This window comes from Streptomyces sp. NPDC056580, from assembly GCF_042793175.1.
GTDB lineage: Bacteria > Actinomycetota > Actinomycetes > Streptomycetales > Streptomycetaceae > Streptomyces.
On sequence record NZ_JBHTVE010000011.1, the window covers coordinates 132,406 to 149,009 of the forward strand.

Genomic DNA, 16,604 nt, shown 5'->3' on the forward strand with positions numbered 1-16,604 from the left:
GGCGGGAGATCCCGGCGTCTTTGAGGTCTGAAGCGCCCGCATGGCCTGGATGCGGACACCGTAAAGTGGCACGGTCGCCGCCGGGGCGCGCCGCAGCAGAAGGGGGAGGGCGATCGGATGCCGCAGACCGAGACACCGGGCACCGAGGTGACCCAGCGGACCCGGCTGCGGTGGTGGACCGAGCTGCCCCTGATCCTGCTGGTCTACGGCTGCTACTCGGCCGGCCGCCTGCTCGCCCGCGGTGACGTCTCCTCCGCCGTGGACCACGGCCTGGCGATCCTGCGCCTGGAGCAGGCCCTCCACCTGAACGCCGAGCACCCGCTGAACCGGCTGTTCACGCGCGAACCGTGGCTCGGCATACCGGCGGACTTCTGGTACGCCTCGCTGCACTACCTCGTCACGCCGGCCATCCTGGTCTGGCTGTTCCGGGCCCGCGCCGAGCACTACCGGGCGGCCCGGACCTGGCTGATGGCGTCCACGTTCATCGGCCTGATCGGCTTCACCCTGCTGCCCACCTGCCCGCCCCGCCTGCTCTCCGCGGGCCACGGCTTCGTCGACACGATGGCGCACTACAGCTCGTACGGCTGGTGGGGCGGCGAGGCCAGCGCGCCGCGCGGCATGGGCGGCATGACCAACCAGTACGCGGCGATGCCCAGTCTGCACGTCGGCTGGGCCCTGTGGTGCGGGGTCGTACTGTGGCGGTTCGGCGGCACGCGCCTCACCAAGGTCCTCGCCGTCGTCTATCCGCTGCTGACCACCCTCGTGGTCATGGGCACCGCCAACCACTACTTCCTCGACGCGGTCGCGGGCGTCGCCGTGATGGGCGTGGGCCTGCTGCTGGCGCCGCGGCTGATGGGGGGCACGGACCTGCTCCGGGCTCGCCTCGGCTCCCGGGCGCCGAGGCTCGCGACGCCCGCCGGTTCCCCGGTTGTCAGTGGCGGATGCCAGACTTCCGCGGGTGAGCGAATTCCACGGCAGCGCGAGTCGCAGCCCGCTTCCGCGGCCGAACCGGACGCCTCCCCCAGCGACGCGGGAGAAGGGGCTCCGGCAGCGGCTCGCTGAGCTGCGCGGTCCCGACGTACCGGCCAAGGCCCTGGACGCGCGCGCCCTCGCGGCGCTCGCCGCGAACCCCGGGTGCCGCAGACGGGCGATCCTGGACGGCGCCGGGGTGGACAAGGCGGTGCTGGCGGACCGGCTGGGCGCGCCGTCCGCGTTCGGGCAGTCGCAGTTCGCGCTGACCCGGGGCAACGCGTTCGAGGCGAAGGTGAAGGCCGACGGCGGCGCGGAGCTGCTGCGGCTGGTGCACTCGCGGCTCGACCCGGGCGCCGAGCCGCCCGCCGGGGCCGCGGTGCCGGACCTGTCCGCGCACGGCCCCGAGGGGCGTACGGCCCGTACGGCGCTCGCGCTGCGCGAGGCCGTGGACGCGGCCGGCTGGACGCTGCTGGACCACCCGATGCTGGCCCTTGACGTGGCGGGCTCGATCGCGTTCCTGGAGCCGGACGCGGTGGTGGTGCACCCGGACGGGAGCTGGACGGTCGTGGAGATCAAGTCCTTCCCGATGCTGGACGGCTCGGCCGACCCGGCGAAGGTGGGCGCCGCCGCCCGGCAGGCGGCGGTGTACGTGCTGGCCCTCGAGGACGTGGCCGCCCGCCTGGACCCGGCCCCGCGCGTACGGCACCGGGTGCTGCTGGTCTGCCCCAGGGACTTCTCCAACCTGCCCACCGCCTCCGCCGTCGACGTGCGCAAGCAGCGTGCGGTCACCGCCCGCCAGCTCGCCCGGCTCACCCGCGTGGAGGAGATCGCCGGCGCCCTGCCGGAGGGCACCTGTTTCGCCCCGGACCGGCCCGCCGAGGAGCTCACGGCGGCCGTCGAGGCGGTCCCGGCCGCGTACGCGCCCGAGTGCCTGTCCGCCTGCGAGCTGGCCTTCCACTGCCGTGACCGCTCCCGCGCGGACGGCGCCGTGACCCGCCTCGGCCGTCCGCTGCGCGCCGAGCTCGGCGGTCTGACCACCGTCGAGGACGTGCTCGCGGCGGCCCGCGGCGAGAGCGGCGACCCGGACGACCCGGCGGTCGCGGCCCTGCGCCGGGCGGCCGCCCTGCGCGCGGAGGCGCTCGCCCTGGCGGCCGGCCGGGAGGTGGCGGCCGCGTGTCACTGATCGCCACCCTGGCCCGCCTGGAGGCCGTCAGCACCGGCCGGGCCCAGCCGGCGGCGACCGTCCGCCACCGCCACCTGTCCGACCGCCCCCTGGTGTTCGTGCCGCTCACCACCGCCGGTGAGGCCGGCGCTCCGCTGGGCGCGCTGGTCGGCACCGACCGGGACGCGCCGCGGCTGCTGGTCGTGGCGCAGCCCCGGGACCGCGACCTGCGCTTCGCGTTCCTCGCCGAACTGGCCGACGTGGTCCTGCCCTACCTCGACTCCTACGCACGGGAGGTCGAGGCGGCCGAGCGCACGGAGACGGACCCGGAGACCGGCAAGCGGGTCAAGGTCGAGGTCGAGCTGTGCGCCGACGCGCCGCAGATCGTCGTGCCGAGCCGGGCGGGCCTGGACCTCGTGCGCCTGCTGGGCCGCTCGATGCGCTTCCGCCGCACCGCCGAGCAGGACCCGGAGGCGCCCCACCCGGCGCCGCCCCGGGTCCCGCTGCTCGGCCGCTGGCTGACCCACTACGGGGAGCGGTCCCGGGTACCCGGCTCCTCCCTGCTGCTGGCGCTCACCGACGTGCTGTCCCGGCACTGGGCGACCGGCCAGTCCAGCCTGGAGGACCAGCACCTGGGCGCCCTGCTCGCCTGGATCGCCCCTCCCCCGTCCGGCACCGGCGCGGAGGCCGCGCAGCGGGCCGAGCTGGCCCGGGACGCCGACGGCCAGCTCCTGTGCCCGCCGGCCGGTCCGGCCACCGACCCGGCGTTCGACAACAAGCTGCTGGCCCCGGCCATCGAACGCTACGACCGGGCCCGCGCCGCGCTCGCCGCGGCCGAGGACGCCGTGCAGGCGGACGACCGGCTGGCCGCGCTGTCCGAGGCCGAGCAGCGTGTGCGCGATCTGGTGGAGAGCCGCGTCCGGCCCACCTGGGACTCGGTGTGGCAGGGCCTCGACCTGCTGCGGGCGCTGCCGGAGGGGGCGCACGTCGAGGAGCGGTGGACGCGGGATCGCTGGTCGTTCACCGGCCACCGCGACCGGGTGCTGGCCGGCGAGCCCCCGCAGCCGCGCCGGGACGACGCGGTGACGGCGGCGAACAAGCTGGCCACGCGCGAGCGCGAGCAGGCCCGGCTGGAGGCCCAGGAGGCGTTGGACGATCCGCTGGTGATGGCCGGGCGGCGGCTGGCCGGGGAGGCGTTCGCGGGCGAGGTCACCGACGCCGTGATGGCGTACAGCGAGGGCAAGCGGCCCAGCCCGCGCCCGCTGGTGACGGTCCGCACCGACGACCGGCCGCACCTGGCGGAACGCGCGAAGGTGTACCGCTCGCTGGGCGGCAAGCCGCAGGCGGCCGAGTTCGTCGGCTACGAGGGCGCCCCGGAGGACGGTGTGCTGGTACTGCGGATAGTGGACAAGATGGGCCGGGGCAAGGAGCCCGAACCGGGTTCTGTGCCGGAGAAGGGCGACCGGGTCTGCTTCACGCTGTTCGAGCACGAGCAGCGCGGCGGCGCGAAGCTGCCCGACCCGGAGGAGACCCCGTGGACGCACGGCGGCCCGCCGGGCGAGGCGGCGCCCGAGGCGCCCGACACCGTGACCGAGGAGGACGTGCTGTGACGACCGTCGAACTCGACCCCGGAGCCGCGGCGGCGCGCGCCACGGACGCGATCCTCCACGACACCCTGCACGGCACCGAGCGGGGCGTGGTCGTCGACTCCCCGCCTGGCGCGGGCAAGTCCACCCTGGTCGTCCGCGCGGCCCTGGAACTCGCCGCCGCCGGGCGCCCGCTGATGGTGGTCGCGCAGACCAACGCGCAGGTGGACGACCTGGTGCTGCGGCTCGCCGAGAAGAACCCCGACCTGCCCGTGGGCCGGTTGCACAGCAGCGACGCCGACCCGTACGACAAGGCGCTGGACGACCGGCCGCAGGTCCGCACGTCGGCGAAGGCGGCCGATCTGAACGGCCTCCCGGTCGTCGTCTCCACGGCCGCCAAGTGGGCGCACGTCAAGGTGGACGAGCCGTGGCGGCACGCCATCGTGGACGAGGCGTACCAGATGCGTTCGGACTCGCTGCTGGCCGTGGCCGGCCTGTTCGAGCGGGCGCTGTTCGTGGGCGACCCGGGACAGCTCGACCCGTTCGCGATCGTGGGCAGCGAGCAGTGGGCGGGCCTGTCGTACGACCCGTCGGCCTCGGCGGTCACCACCCTTCTGGCCCACAACCCGGAGCTTCCGCAGCACCGCCTGCCGGTGTCCTGGCGACTGCCGGCGTCGGCGGCCCCGCTGGTCTCGGACGCCTTCTACCCGTACACCCCGTTCCGCAGCGGCACCGGCCACGGCGACCGCCGGCTGACGTTCGCGGTCCCCTCCGACGGCTCCGGCCCGGACCGGGTGATCGACGAGGCGGCCGCGTCCGGCTGGGGCCTGCTCGAACTGCCCGCCCGGAACACGCCGCGCACGGACCCGGAGGCGGTACGGGCGGTGGCGGCGGTGGTACGGCGCCTGCTGGACCGCGGCGGCGCCGCCGTCTCCGAGCGCTCACCCGACGCGACCCCGCTGACCGCCGGCCGCGTCGCCGTGGGCACGGCCCACCGCGACCAGGCGGCGGCGGTCCGCTCGGCCCTGGCCGACCTCGGCGTAGGGGACGTCACGGTCGACACGGCCAACCGCCTCCAGGGCCGCGAGTACGACGTCACGGTCGTCCTCCACCCGTTGTCCGGCCGCCCCGACGCCACCGCCTTCCACCTGGAGACCGGCCGCCTGTGCGTGCTGGCCTCCCGCCACCGTCACGCCTGCGTCGTGGTGTGCCGCGCCGGCGTCGGCGACCTCCTGGACGACTACCCGTCCACGGAACCGGTCCAGCTCGGCACCCTGGTGAAGTTCCCGGACGGCTGGGAGGCGAACCACGCGGTCCTGGCCCACCTGGCCGAACACCGGGTGACCTGGCGACCATGACCACACCCCGCCCGGCCACACCCCCCGCCGGACGGAGTCCGGCACGCCGCCGCAGGCGGCCGACGAACACAGCCCGGACGGCTGGGAGGCGAACCACGCGGTCCTGGCCCACCTGGCCGAACACCGGGTGACCTGGCGACCATGACCACAGCCCCGGCGTGGCGGCCGGTGCCGGGATCGTTCCCCGAGGGCCTCTTGCGGGCGCGCGGGACAATGGACGGTGGGCCGCGTGAAGGCGGTCCCCACCGAGCCGACCGTACGGAGGAGACAAGACATGGCGGAGCCCACGCCGCGCAGGAACGAACCGCGGCTACGCCCCGCGCCCCTGCTCTTCGAGCCCGCGGAGGCGGCCACCGATCCCGAGCACTTCTTCGACCTGGAATCGATCGAGGATCCGCGGGCTCTCCTGGCGCGGGCGACGGAGCTGGCCCAGGCGTTCCGCGCGGCGGCCGACCGGGCCGTGGAGTTCCAGGCCGTCGCGGCGGCCCAGCTCGCCGACCCCCGCCGCTTCGACCGGCTCACCCCGGCGGACATCGGCGAGCGCGCCGAGTGGACCGAGGACTATGCCAAGAAGATGGTCGAGTTCGGCCGGGACCTGATGCGCGGCGCCGACGCGGAGGGCCGGTCCCCCGTCGATCCGGTCTGATCCGACCCGCTTGGCATATGCCAGGCGGGCAAGATACTCCTCCCCTCCCTCTCCTGTCCCGGAATCCCGCAACCGAGGAGAACCGGGCACTCACAGCGGGTGCATCTTGTCGGCATGAGCAGCACGCCGAACGTCACCTGTGCCACGGCCGACGGAGCCTCCTGGCTCGCCTCGGCGGGAACGCACCCGCGCAGCACCCTCGCCCTCTGGCGGGAGCGGCCGGACGCCCCGCTCGTACTGCCCTGCGGCACCGTGTTCGACGTGGTGAGCGCCCCCGCGGTCTTCGGGCGCCGGATGCTGGACCGGCTGTGGGACGAGGGCCCGGGCTCGGGACCGGTGGCGGTGTTCCGGGGCCGCACCCTGCTGTTCACCGCCCCGGGTACGGCCCAGCGGCTGCCCTCGCTGCTGACATGGGAGGAGTGGGGGTCCAATCGCGCCGCCGCGGTTCCGCCGCTGCTCTGCCACGGCACCGGCGACGCGGTGACCGTCCCGGCCCTGACCGGCGACGGCTCCGCCTCCGGCGGCTCCTGCTGGCTGGTGGCCCCGGAAACCCGTCACCCCTGGCTGCCGGGCCCCGAGGTGGTCCTGTGGGCGGCCGTGCGGGCGGCCCGCGCGGCGGTGCGGATATCGATTTTTCCTCCCGCCGACCATGATGCTAATGTCTACGACGTCAGCAGGCGCCGCTAGCTCAGTTGGTTAGAGCAGCTGACTCTTAATCAGCGGGTCCGGGGTTCGAGTCCCTGGCGGCGCACGATGACGATGGCGAGGTGAGTTCGCGGAAACGCGAACCACCTCGCCATCTCTGTTTCTGCGCGGCTTCGCCATGGGGTGCGGAGGCGGTGCCGCCCACACCTCCGTGGAACCGGCCGCGGCACCGCTCCCCGGGACCTCAGCCGACCAGCCCCGGTGTGATCTTCACCGTCCAGGCGCCGGACGCGGTGCGCTCCTCCACCTCGACCTTCACCCCGTCGCCCGGCACGGTGAAGCTCTCGCCGAGCGCGACGGGAGCGTCGGCGAGGGGCGGGTAGACCGAGTTCTCCCAGCAGGCCGCGGTGCCCGGGTGGGCGTCCACCACCTCGATAGGCCCGCCGCCGGACGCCTCGCCGCTGCGCACGCGGTACACCAGGACCCCCTGCCGGCAGGCCGCCCGGTCGTTACCGGCCGGGCCGCGCGCCTCGAACGCGAGGACGCTGTCCGGACCGGTGCGGACCACCGCCAGCTTGGTGCCGTGGCCGAGACCGAACGCCGGGGCGCCCGCCGCGCCCGGCACACCGGGGACGGAGCCGGCCGTCCCCGACCCGGCGGTCAGCGGCTCCAGGGTCAGCCGGGTCGGCCCGGTACCCCGCACGCACGCCACCTGGCGCGGATCCAGCCAGCCCAGCTTCCACTTGTGCCAGGCGAACAGGTCCGGGGCCAGTCCGAACTGGCTGCCCATCAGGTCCCAGTCCCCGACGTAGGTGTCCCAGTCGCCCTTGCCGTCGGCGGGACGGTGGTAGAGGTCGGGCAGGTCGAAGACGTGCCCGGTCTCGTGGGCCAGCACCAGGCGGTCCGGCGGGTGCTTCTCGAACACGGTGACGACCCGGCGGATGTCGGTGCCGTCCGCCCGCAACGGGGTCTGCAGGTTGACCACCTTCGTCGCGTCCGAGTCCACGCCGGGCGCGTCCGGGTCGGCGACGAGGTAGACCACGTCGTAGCGGGAGAAGTCCACTTCGCCGTCGGCCGCGGCGATGGCGTCGTGCAGGTAGGCGGTGCGGTCGGCGGCGCTCCAGTCACGCCTTATGGCGTACGCGGTCGACGGCCGCGGCATGCGCAGCCAGTGCTTCAGCGGGTGCGGGCGCAGGGTGAACCTGCCGTAGGAGGCCTGCTCGTAGAAGCGGCTGGTGGCGGGGAAGTGGTCGGCAGCCAGTTCCCCGGGGGTGGTTTCCGGGCGTGAGTCCGGGAACGACAGGAAGATCATGACGGCGTCGAGGGCGCCGGTCGGCCGGGGATAGCCGTCGTTCCAGGTGTCCAGGCCCTCCGAGTGGTGGGCCTCGGTCCGGTGCAGTGCGCACGCGGCCGGGGAGAAGGGCTCGGCGACCGACGGGCCGGTCAGGATCGAGGTGGCGGCGAGCGCCGACATCGTGGTGGCCACGGCGGCGGTGCTGCGCAGCTTGGGCACGAAAGGACCTCCGGACACGGTTCACGGGACACCGCATCCAGAGTGTGGGAGTTTCTACCGATTCGTCCTGTTTGCCTGAACCAGAAGGGTGAGTGCGCCCGTTTGCGCGGCGCGCGCACCGGCGGTCGACACCCCGAAACACTCACGGAACGTCACAAGTGGTCGAGGGCCAGAAAGAGCCGTCCAGGTGCGGGCAGAAACGATCTGTCAGAACCTGTGGTCTGTCCGGGACACTGGCAAGTGGCTGGAAGGCCCGAGGGCCAGCCTCTATGATCGGCACACTTTCCGGCACGGACAGAGATCGAGTGCACTGCGGGAGCGAGCGGTGAGCGGAACGTCCGAAGGGCCGACGCCCGCGGCAGACCTCGACCGGTCAGCCGTCACAGACAGTGATCACATCATCTACCACCGTGTCTTCGCGGCGGCCCCGCTGTCCATGGCCGTCGTCGACCCCGAAGGGCTGGTCGTCAGCGCCAACGCCGCCTTCGGCCAACTGCTCGGCGCCGACCCGGAGGCGCTGGCCGGCCGGCCCGCCGCCGAGCTGGTCGACCTGGCCTCGGACCCCCGCACCTGGCACGCCTACCGCGAGGTCCTGTGCGGCCGGCAGGCGAAGCTGCGCTGCACCCGCCGGATAAAGCACCCCGAGGGGCACTCGGTGTGGGTGCAGATCACCGTCACTCCGCTGGCGGACGGCGGGCCGGGGGTACTGGTCTCCGCCACCGACATCAGCGTCCGCCGGGAACTCCAGTCCCGTCTGCGGCACTTGGAGATGCACGACCCGGTGACCCGGCTGCCCAACCGGACCCTGTTCTTCGAGCGCCTGACGGCCGCGCTGGAGACGGAGGCCTACGAGCGCGGCGGCACCGGCCGCATCGGCCTGTGCTATCTGGACATCGACGGCTTCAAGGCCGTCAACGACACTCTCGGCCACCGGGTCGGCGACCGGCTGCTTGCGGCGGTCGCCGAACGCCTGACCCGGGTCGCCGACGAGGCCGGCCACGCCCGCGCCGGCGCCCCGCTGGTGGCCCGGCTCGGCGGCGACGAATTCGCCCTGCTGGTCGAGGACTCCACCGGCACCGAACAGGTCGCCGACCTCGCCGAGTCCGCGTTGAAGACCCTTGAGGAGCCCTTCGACCTGGCCGGGCAGCGGCTGTCGCTGACCGCGTCCATCGGTGTCGTCGAGCGGCACGCGGCCGGCACCACGGCGACCGGTCTGATGCAGGCGGCCGACACCACGCTGTACTGGGCGAAGGCGGACGGCAAGGGCCGCTGGACCTTGTTCGACCCAGAGCGCAACGCGCACCGCATGACCCGGCAGGCCCTCTCCTCCACCTTGCGTCCCGCCATCGAGCGCGGTGAATTCGCCCTGGAGTACCAGCCGTTGGTGGGCATGGAGGACGGACGGCTCAGGGGCGTCGAGGCTTTGGTCCGATGGCACCACCCGCAGTTCGGCACGCTGACGCCGAATCGGTTCATCGCACTGGCCGAGGAGGACGGTTCGATCGTGCAGCTCGGCCGCTGGGCGCTGGTGACCGCCTGCCGGCAGGCCCGCCGCTGGCAGCTCGACCACCCCGACGAGCCGCCGATCTTCGTCAGCGTGAACGTGGCCGTGCGCCAGGTGTGGGACTCCGACCTGGTGGCGGACGTGGCGCAGACCCTCGCCGAGACCGGGCTCGCCCCGCACCTGCTCCAGCTCGAACTGACCGAGTCGGCCGTGATGGGCTCGGCCGGCCGGCCGCTGCAGGCCCTGCAGGCGCTCAGCGACATGGGCGTGCGCATCGCCATCGACGACTTCGGCACCGGCTACTCGAACCTGGCGTACCTGAGCCGGCTGCCGGTGAAGGTGCTGAAGCTGGACGGCTCCTTCGTGCGCGGCTTCCAGTACGAGGAGGCGGCGAAGGGGGCGCCGCCCAACCCGGCCGACGAGGTGATCGTGGAGGCGATGATCCAGCTCGCCCACCGGCTCGGCCTGACCGTCACCGCCGAGTGCGTGGAGACCTCGGCGCAGGCCTCCCGGCTGCGCCGGATCGGCTGCGACACCGGGCAGGGCTGGCTGTACTCCCGTCCGGTGCCGCCGGACCGCATCTCCGAGCTGCTGGGGACGCAGGACTACGCGGTGGGCAAGCCGTAGGCGTCGGCGATCAGTTCGTAGGAGCGCAGCCGCAGGTCGCCGCGGTGGGCGAGCGTGGTGAGCATCAGCTCGTCGGCGCCGGTGCGCTTGTGCAGGTCGTCGAGTCCGGAGCGGACCTCGTCGGCCGTGCCGTGCACGATGTTGCCGCCCCAGGAGGCCACGAAGTCCTCCTCCATCGGGCTGAACTCGTACTTCTCGGCCTCGTCGGGGTCGGGGAAGAGGCCGGGCCGGCCGGTGCGCAGCCGGATCATGTTCAGCGCCGTCGCCCGCACCTGCCGGCGGGCCTCCCGCTCGTCGTCGGCGGCGAGCGCGGAGACTCCGATGAGGGCGTAGGGGCGGTCGAGGACCGCGGAGGGCCGGAAGGCCTGCCGGTACAGGTCGAGCGCCGGGATGGTGTTCTGCGCGGAGAAGTGGTGCGCGAAGGCGAAGGGCAGTCCGAGCATCCCGGCGAGGCGCGCGCTGAAGCCGGAGGAGCCGAGCAGCCAGACCGGCGGACGGTGCGCGGACTGCACGCCGCCCGGGCTGCTGCCCTGGACGGGGCCGGGGATCGCGTGGATGCGCCGGTAGGGGTGCCCGTCGGGGAAGTCGTCGTCCAGGAAGCGGATGAGTTCGGCTAGCTGCTGCGGGAAGTCGTCGGCGCCCTCGTTCAGGCCGTCGGTGCGGCGCAGGGCGGCGGCGGTGGCGCCGTCCGTGCCTGGGGCGCGGCCGAGGCCCAGGTCGACCCGCCCGGGGGCCAGCGCCTCCAGCGTGCCGAACTGCTCGGCGATCACCAGGGGCGCGTGGTTGGGCAGCATGACGCCGCCCGAGCCGAGCCGGATGCGGTCGGTGTGGGCGGCGAGGTGGGCGAGGATCACCGCGGGCGAGGAGGAGGCGACACCGGGCATGGAGTGGTGCTCCGCCACCCAGTACCGGTGGAAGCCCCGGGACTCCGCGAACCGGGACAGCTCCACGCTGGTGCGCAGCGCCTCGGTGGCGGTGCTGCCCGCGCCCACGGTGACCAGGTCCAGTACGGAGAGTGGGACGGGGGCGGTCCCGTGTGTCGTGCCCCGGATCTCGTCTGCCGACACGGTGTCTGCCTCCTGTTTCTGGCCGTGAGATGTCCAGCGTCGACCAACAGGAGACTGTCCCCGTTTATTCCCGGCGCCCGTCCGGGGCGCTCGTCCTCCTTCCCGCTCCCGCTCCCGCTCCCGCTCCCGCTCCAGGAAGCGTCAGACCTGGACGATCGGCTCGCGGGTGAACAGCGTGCCCAGCTCGGGGGCGTTCACCCGCCGGTCGGCGAGCCGCAGCCCCTCCCACACGGTCACCTGGTTGGCGGTGAGCACCGGCTTGGACAGGGCTTTCTCCAGCAGCCCGAGGTGGGCGGCCGTGTGCAGCGCGGTGTCCGGCAGGAGCACGGCCTGCGCGTCGGCGGCGTCAGCCGCCCGGGCCAGCGTCAGCACCTCCTCCTCGCCCCAGGTGCCGACCTCGTCCGCCGTGACGATCCCGGACGACCGCGTCGCGACCACCTCCAGCCCCCCGGTCCGCAGGAAGTCCGCGAACAGCGCGGCCACCTCCTCCGGGTAGGTCGTGCCCACGGCCACCCGCCGCGCGCCGATCTCGCGCGCCGCGTGCACGAAGGCGAAGGACGTCGAGGAGGCGGGCATCCCGGCCACCATGGCAAGCGACCGCACCTGCTCCTGGGCGCCGTCCCAGCCGTGCACGAAGCTGCCGCTGGTGGACGCCCAAACGACCGTCTCGGCGCCGGTCAGCCGCAGCCGCTCCATGCCGGCGGCGAGCCGCTCGGGCGACCCCATCTCACGCAGCGCGTCGACGCGGAGGGCGTCCTCCCCGATGTCGGTGTGCACCAGGTCCACCCGGATGTCGCTGCCCAGGAGCTGTTCGATGCGCGGGTAGTCGTCCTCGCCGGGGCGGCCCGGGTGGAGGAATCCGAGTGCTGTCATGTCAGCCCTTCTCCGTGTTCCTGCGTCTCTTCCGGCAGTGCGGGCCGGTCCCACGCGCCGCCTTCGTCGAGCGGCGCCGGACGGGCTCCACCGCCCGGGTACCCAGTCGGCGCGGCGCAGCCCACATCGTGACCTGGTTGGCCGAGAGCACGGGGGTGCGCTTCGGCGGTGCGCGGCAGGCCCCGGGCCGGGGATCAGACCCGTGGGCGGGGCGGCGGCCCGCTGCGGGCGGGAGCGGCCGAGAAGGAGGACGTCCACGGCAGGGCACCGGCTCACGCCTGGGGCCGAGGGCAACGGTCGTTGGGCGCGCCCGAGTTGACGGGGGTGGATTCCGGTGCGAGCGTGGTCGGTCCGCGCATGCCGGATTGCCCGGAGCCGCCCCGTATGACGTCGACTCTGCCCACCCTCCTCGTGCTGGACGCCGACCCGCCGCCCCGGCTCGGCCGGCTGACCGGCCGCGCCCGGATCGAGCACACGGACGCGGCCGGACTCGCCGGCCGGCTGCCGGGCGCGGACGTGCTGCTGGTGTGGGACTTCACCTCGCACGCCGTGCGCGAGGCCTGGCCCGGCGAAGGGCCGCGCCCGCGCTGGGTGCACACGGCGAGCGCGGGCGTGGACCACCTGATGTGCCCGGAGCTGGCCGCGTCCGGCACCGTGGTGACCAACGCGCGCGGGGTCTTCGACCAGCCGATCGCCGAGTACGTGGCCGCCCTGGTGCTGGCGGTCGCCAAGGACCTGCCGCGCACCCTGGAGCTCCAGCGGGAGCGGACCTGGCTCCACCGGGACACCCGCCGGGTGGCGGGCACGCGCGCGTGCGTGGTGGGTTCCGGGCCGATCGGCCGGGCGATCGCGCGCACCCTGCGGGCCCTGGACGTGACCACGGCCCTGGTCGGCCGGGTGCCGCGCACCGGCGTCCACGGGCCGGGCGACCTCGACCGGCTGATCGCCCGCGCCGACTGGGTGATCGCCGCGGCGCCGCTGACCGAGCAGACCCGCGGCATGTTCGACGCGCACCGGTTCGGCGTGATGCAGCCCTCGGCGGTCTTCGTGAACGTCGGCCGCGGGCGGCTCGTCGACGAGGACGCCCTGGCGGAGGCGCTGCGCAGGCGCTGGATCGCGGGCGCCGCGCTGGACGTGTTCGCGTCCGAGCCGCTGCCCGCGGACAGCCCGCTGTGGGGCCTTCCGGGGCTGCTCGTCTCCCCGCACATGAGCGGCGACACGGTGGGCTGGCGGGACGACCTCGGCGCCCAGTTCGTGGAGTTCTACGAACGCTGGGCGGCGGGCCGGCCCCTGCCGAACGTGGTCGACAAGAAGCGCGGATACGTGCCGGGCCACTGAGCCGGCCGGGGGCCGGGGCGCCCGTGGGGTGCTCCGGTGGCGGCGGGCCGGCGGCCGCGCCGTGCGGTGCGGGCGCCGGTCCGGTGGGACGGCGCCTGATCGTTCGTCCGTGAACAACGGGCGCATAGGACGGATGCGTCTGGGTAGCTGCGCCGCCATGGCTCCACCACCAGGGAACGACGCGCACGTATTCCAGCCGGAACACAGACACAGCAGGCGCTCGCTGCTCGCGGGCGTCGCCGCCATCGGGGCGGTGGGCGCGCTGGGCGCCACGGGCTGCACACGAGTGGCCTCGGCGTCGGACGAGAACGGCGGCGACCTGCTCGACCGGCTGCGGGCGCAGGGCGTCGTCCGGCTCGGGATCGCCGGTGAGATCCCCTTCGGGTACATCGACAGGGACGGCCACCTCACCGGTGAGGCGCCCGAGCTGGCGAAGGTGATCTTCAAGCGGCTCGGCGTGGACCGGGTGCAGCCGGTGCCGACGGAGTTCGGCTCGCTGATCCCCGGTCTGAACTCCCAGCAGTTCGACGTCGTCGCCGCCGGGATGTACGTCAACGCCGAGCGCTGCCGGCAGGTGATCTTCGCCGACCCCGACTACCAGATGCTGGATTCGTTCATCGTCCGCAAGGGGAACCCGAAGGGGTTGCGCTCCTACCAGGACGTGGTGGAGAAGAAGGCCAAGTTCGCCACCGGCACGGGCTACGCGGAGATCGCGTACGCGGTGGAGGCCGGTTACAAGGAGAGCGACATCCTGATCGTCCCCGACCAGGTGGCCGGGCTGAACGCCGTGGAGGCCGGGCGGGTCGACGTCTTCGCCGGTACGGCGCTCACCACCCGCGAGGTGGTGAAGAAGTCGAGCAAGGCGGAGGCGACCGAGCCGTTCGCCCCGCTGATCAAGGGCGAACGGCATGTCGACGGTGGCGCGTTCGCGTTCCGGCCGACCGAGACGAAGCTGCGGGACGCCTTCAACGTCGAGCTGCGCAAGCTGAAGCGGAGCGGGGAGCTGTTCCGCATCCTGCGGCCGTTCGGCTTCACCAAGGCCGAGATGACGGACCTCACCGCGAAGGAGCTGTGCGGCGGATGACCTCAGGGCTCTGGGATCTGGTACTGAAAGGCATATGGACCACCGTCCAGCTGCTGGTGCTCAGTGCGCTGCTGGCCACGGCGGTGTCCTTCGTGGTCGGCGTCGCGCGCACCCACCGGCTGTGGATCGTGCGCTTCGTCGCCGGCTTCTACACCGAGGTGTTCCGCGGTACGTCGGCCCTCGTGATGATCTTCTGGGTGTTCTTCGTGCTGCCCGTGGCCTTCGGCTGGCAGCTCGTGCCGCTGTGGGCGGGCACGCTGGCGCTCGGGCTGACGTACGGCGCGTACGGCACGGAGATCGTGCGCGGCGCGCTGAACGCCGTCGATCCGGCGCAGAAGGAGGGCGGCATCGCGCTCAGCTTCACGCCCTGGCAGCGGCTGCGGCTGATCACCCTGCCACAGGCGGTGCCGGAGATGATCCCGTCGTTCTGCAACCTGCTGATCGAACTGCTCAAGGGCACCGCGCTGGTGTCCGTCATGGGCATGGGCGATCTGACGTTCAGCGCCAACCTGGTGCGGCTCGCGCTGCAGCAGAGCGCGGAGATCTACACGTACGTGCTGCTGATCTACTTCGCGATCGCCTTCGTGCTCACCCGGCTGATGCGCGGACTGGAGAAGCGGCTGAAGGCCGGGGCCGGCAAGGACCCTGGGACTGAGAAGTCGGCGCGTGAGCTCAAGCGGGCGCAGACGACCGGTGTCGGCGGGGGTGTCGCATGACGTGGGACTGGAACGCCGTCGGCGACTTCATGCCGGACTTCTGGCACGGCCTGCTGGTCACCCTGCAGGCCCTGGCCCTCGGCTCGCTGCTGTCCTTCACCCTGGGCCTGGTGTGGGCGCTGCTGATGCGCACGCCCTCCCGGTGGGTGCGCTGGCCGGTCGGGGTGGTCACGGAGTTCGTCCGCAACACCCCGCTGCTGGTCCAGCTCTTCTTCCTGTTCTACGTGCTGCCCGAGTGGGGCCTGACCTTCTCGGCGCTGGCCACCGGCGTCTTCGCGATCGGCCTGCACTACTCGACGTACACGATGCAGGTCTACCGGGCCGGCATCGAGGCGGTGCCCGTCGGCCAGTGGGAGGCCGCGACGGCGCTGAACCTGCCGCGGCGGCGCACCTGGACCGCGGTGATCCTGCCGCAGGCGATCCGCCGGGTGGTCCCCGCCCTCGGAAACTACGTGATCTCCATGCTGAAGGACACCCCGATGCTGATGGTGATCACGGTGCTGGAGATGCTCGGCCGGGCCCGGCTCTTCTCCCAGCAGCACTTCCAGTTCACCGAGCCGCTCACCGTGATCGGCGTGGCCTTCATCCTCATCTCCTACCTGGCCTCCCTTCTTCTGCGAGCCCTGGAGCGACGTCTTGTCCGCTGACACTCCCGTGATGAAAGAACCCGACGCGAGCGCCGGCCCCCTCACGGCCGGCGGTGAGCTGATCCGGCTGGAGGAGGTCACCAAGCGCTTCGGGGCGAACACCGTGCTGGACCGGCTCGACTTCTCGGTCGACCCGGGCAAGCACGTGACCCTGATCGGCCCCTCCGGGTCGGGCAAGACCACGATCCTGCGGCTGCTGATGACCCTCACCAAGCCGGACGAGGGCACGATCACCGTGGACGGGGAGCGGCTGTTCCCCGCCTCGGAGAAGCAGATACGGGAGGTGCGCAAGAAGATCGGGATGGTGTTCCAGCAGTTCAACCTGTTCCCGAACATGAGCGTGCTGCGCAACCTCACCGAGGCGCCCGTGCAGGTGCTCGGCATGTCCAAGGACGAGGCCGAGGCCCGGGCCCGGGAGCTGCTGGACCTGGTGGGGCTCGCGGACAAGTGCGACGTGCGGCCGACCATGCTCTCCGGCGGGCAGCAGCAGCGGGTGGCGATCGCCCGGGCGCTGGCGATGCGGCCGCGGGTGCTGCTGCTGGACGAGGTGACCTCCGCGCTCGACCCCGAACTGGTCGCGGGCGTGCTCGACCTGCTCAGGGACATCGCCCGCAGCACCGACATCACGATGCTCTGTGTGACCCACGAGATGAACTTCGCCCGGGACATCTCCGACCAGGTGCTCATGTTCGATTCCGGACGGGTGATCGAGGCGGGCCCGCCGGAGCAGATCTTCGGTGATCCGGAGCAGGAGCGCACCCGGGAATTCCTCAGCGCGGTCCTGTGACCACCCGCCGTGAAAGCGGCAACGGCCGAGGTCCCGGCACTGGGTGATGACACAGGCATATGCCAGAGGGCCTGAGGCC

General features: G+C 73.1%; 15 protein-coding genes and 1 tRNA gene. 13 read left to right on the forward strand and 3 right to left on the reverse strand.

The window, feature by feature from the left end; all coding sequences use genetic code 11:
* Positions 1–117 precede the first annotated feature (117 nt).
* The 7 genes from ACFQ9Z_RS24945 (at position 118) to ACFQ9Z_RS24975 (ending at position 6,475) form a co-directional block, all read left to right on the forward strand.
* Complete coding sequence (locus ACFQ9Z_RS24945; RefSeq protein ID WP_383022714.1) at positions 118–1,062, forward strand: phosphatase PAP2 family protein; 945 nt, start codon at positions 118–120, stop codon at positions 1,060–1,062.
* Positions 959–2,155 carry a hypothetical protein gene (locus ACFQ9Z_RS24950; RefSeq protein ID WP_383022716.1) on the forward strand — a complete coding sequence of 399 codons (1,197 nt, stop codon included), beginning with the start codon at positions 959–961 and terminating at the stop codon, positions 2,153–2,155. The genes ACFQ9Z_RS24945 and ACFQ9Z_RS24950 overlap by 104 nt, the downstream gene beginning before the upstream one ends.
* Positions 2,146–3,744 carry a hypothetical protein gene (locus ACFQ9Z_RS24955; RefSeq protein WP_383022718.1) on the forward strand — a complete coding sequence of 533 codons (1,599 nt, stop codon included), beginning with the start codon at positions 2,146–2,148 and terminating at the stop codon, positions 3,742–3,744. The genes ACFQ9Z_RS24950 and ACFQ9Z_RS24955 overlap by 10 nt, the downstream gene beginning before the upstream one ends.
* The gene (locus ACFQ9Z_RS24960) at positions 3,741–5,078 is read left to right on the forward strand and encodes an AAA family ATPase (protein ID WP_383022720.1); all 1,338 of its coding nucleotides are present in this window, start codon (positions 3,741–3,743) and stop codon (positions 5,076–5,078) included. The genes ACFQ9Z_RS24955 and ACFQ9Z_RS24960 overlap by 4 nt, the downstream gene beginning before the upstream one ends.
* A gap of 274 nt (positions 5,079–5,352) precedes the next feature.
* Entirely contained in the window at positions 5,353–5,724 is a 372-nt protein-coding gene (locus tag ACFQ9Z_RS24965; protein ID WP_383022722.1) for a hypothetical protein, read from the forward strand.
* A 114-nt stretch (positions 5,725–5,838) separates the two neighbouring features.
* On the forward strand, positions 5,839–6,411 hold the full coding sequence (locus tag ACFQ9Z_RS24970) for a bifunctional DNA primase/polymerase (protein WP_383022725.1): 573 nt from the start codon (positions 5,839–5,841) through the stop codon (positions 6,409–6,411).
* A tRNA-Lys gene (locus tag ACFQ9Z_RS24975) sits at positions 6,402–6,475 on the forward strand. The genes ACFQ9Z_RS24970 and ACFQ9Z_RS24975 overlap by 10 nt, the downstream gene beginning before the upstream one ends.
* A gap of 138 nt (positions 6,476–6,613) precedes the next feature.
* Here ACFQ9Z_RS24975 and ACFQ9Z_RS24980 read toward each other — a convergent pair.
* A complete protein-coding gene (locus ACFQ9Z_RS24980) occupies positions 6,614–7,843 on the reverse strand; it encodes a M6 family metalloprotease domain-containing protein (protein ID WP_383023081.1) in 1,230 nt (409 codons plus the stop codon).
* A 364-nt stretch (positions 7,844–8,207) separates the two neighbouring features.
* On the opposite strand from ACFQ9Z_RS24980, the gene ACFQ9Z_RS24985 reads away from it, so the two are divergent.
* On the forward strand, positions 8,208–10,013 hold the full coding sequence (locus ACFQ9Z_RS24985; protein WP_383022728.1) for a putative bifunctional diguanylate cyclase/phosphodiesterase: 1,806 nt from the start codon (positions 8,208–8,210) through the stop codon (positions 10,011–10,013).
* Here ACFQ9Z_RS24985 and ACFQ9Z_RS24990 read toward each other — a convergent pair.
* Together ACFQ9Z_RS24990 and ACFQ9Z_RS24995 are read right to left on the reverse strand one after the other, a co-directional pair.
* Complete coding sequence (locus tag ACFQ9Z_RS24990; RefSeq protein ID WP_383022730.1) at positions 9,992–11,080, reverse strand: LLM class flavin-dependent oxidoreductase; 1,089 nt, start codon at positions 11,078–11,080, stop codon at positions 9,992–9,994. The two genes, ACFQ9Z_RS24985 and ACFQ9Z_RS24990, sit on opposite strands and share 22 nt — an antisense overlap.
* 141 nt (positions 11,081–11,221) lie before the next feature.
* Positions 11,222–11,953 carry a decarboxylase gene (locus ACFQ9Z_RS24995; RefSeq protein WP_383022732.1) on the reverse strand — a complete coding sequence of 244 codons (732 nt, stop codon included), beginning with the start codon at positions 11,951–11,953 and terminating at the stop codon, positions 11,222–11,224.
* A gap of 384 nt (positions 11,954–12,337) precedes the next feature.
* On the opposite strand from ACFQ9Z_RS24995, the gene ACFQ9Z_RS25000 reads away from it, so the two are divergent.
* The 5 genes from ACFQ9Z_RS25000 (at position 12,338) to ehuA (ending at position 16,525) form a co-directional block, all read left to right on the forward strand.
* Complete coding sequence (locus ACFQ9Z_RS25000; protein WP_383022735.1) at positions 12,338–13,291, forward strand: D-2-hydroxyacid dehydrogenase; 954 nt, start codon at positions 12,338–12,340, stop codon at positions 13,289–13,291.
* A 157-nt stretch (positions 13,292–13,448) separates the two neighbouring features.
* Complete coding sequence (gene ehuB, locus ACFQ9Z_RS25005; RefSeq protein WP_383022738.1) at positions 13,449–14,375, forward strand: ectoine/hydroxyectoine ABC transporter substrate-binding protein EhuB; 927 nt, start codon at positions 13,449–13,451, stop codon at positions 14,373–14,375.
* Positions 14,372–15,091, forward strand: a complete 720-nt coding sequence (gene ehuC, locus ACFQ9Z_RS25010) for an ectoine/hydroxyectoine ABC transporter permease subunit EhuC (protein ID WP_383022741.1) — start codon at positions 14,372–14,374, stop codon at positions 15,089–15,091. Before ehuB ends, ehuC begins: the two co-directional genes overlap by 4 nt.
* On the forward strand, positions 15,088–15,738 hold the full coding sequence (ehuD, locus tag ACFQ9Z_RS25015) for an ectoine/hydroxyectoine ABC transporter permease subunit EhuD (protein WP_383022743.1): 651 nt from the start codon (positions 15,088–15,090) through the stop codon (positions 15,736–15,738). The genes ehuC and ehuD overlap by 4 nt, the downstream gene beginning before the upstream one ends.
* 10 nt (positions 15,739–15,748) lie before the next feature.
* A complete protein-coding gene (gene ehuA, locus ACFQ9Z_RS25020; RefSeq protein WP_383022745.1) occupies positions 15,749–16,525 on the forward strand; it encodes an ectoine/hydroxyectoine ABC transporter ATP-binding protein EhuA in 777 nt (258 codons plus the stop codon).
* The last annotated feature ends 79 nt before the right edge of the window (positions 16,526–16,604 follow it).

Coding starts and splice junctions, on each gene's coding strand:
- ACFQ9Z_RS24945 (WP_383022714.1), top strand. CDS start 118: ATGCCGCAGACCGAGACACCGGGCACCGAGGTGACCCAGCGGACCCGG.
- ACFQ9Z_RS24965 (WP_383022722.1), top strand. CDS start 5,353: ATGGCGGAGCCCACGCCGCGCAGGAACGAACCGCGGCTACGCCCCGCG.
- ACFQ9Z_RS24970 (WP_383022725.1), top strand. CDS start 5,839: ATGAGCAGCACGCCGAACGTCACCTGTGCCACGGCCGACGGAGCCTCC.
- ACFQ9Z_RS24980 (WP_383023081.1), bottom strand. CDS start 7,843: ATGTCGGCGCTCGCCGCCACCTCGATCCTGACCGGCCCGTCGGTCGCC.
- ACFQ9Z_RS24995 (WP_383022732.1), bottom strand. CDS start 11,953: ATGACAGCACTCGGATTCCTCCACCCGGGCCGCCCCGGCGAGGACGAC.
- ACFQ9Z_RS25000 (WP_383022735.1), top strand. CDS start 12,338: ATGACGTCGACTCTGCCCACCCTCCTCGTGCTGGACGCCGACCCGCCG.
- ehuB (WP_383022738.1), top strand. CDS start 13,449: ATGGCTCCACCACCAGGGAACGACGCGCACGTATTCCAGCCGGAACAC.
- ehuC (WP_383022741.1), top strand. CDS start 14,372: ATGACCTCAGGGCTCTGGGATCTGGTACTGAAAGGCATATGGACCACC.
- ehuD (WP_383022743.1), top strand. CDS start 15,088: ATGACGTGGGACTGGAACGCCGTCGGCGACTTCATGCCGGACTTCTGG.
- ehuA (WP_383022745.1), top strand. CDS start 15,749: ATGAAAGAACCCGACGCGAGCGCCGGCCCCCTCACGGCCGGCGGTGAG.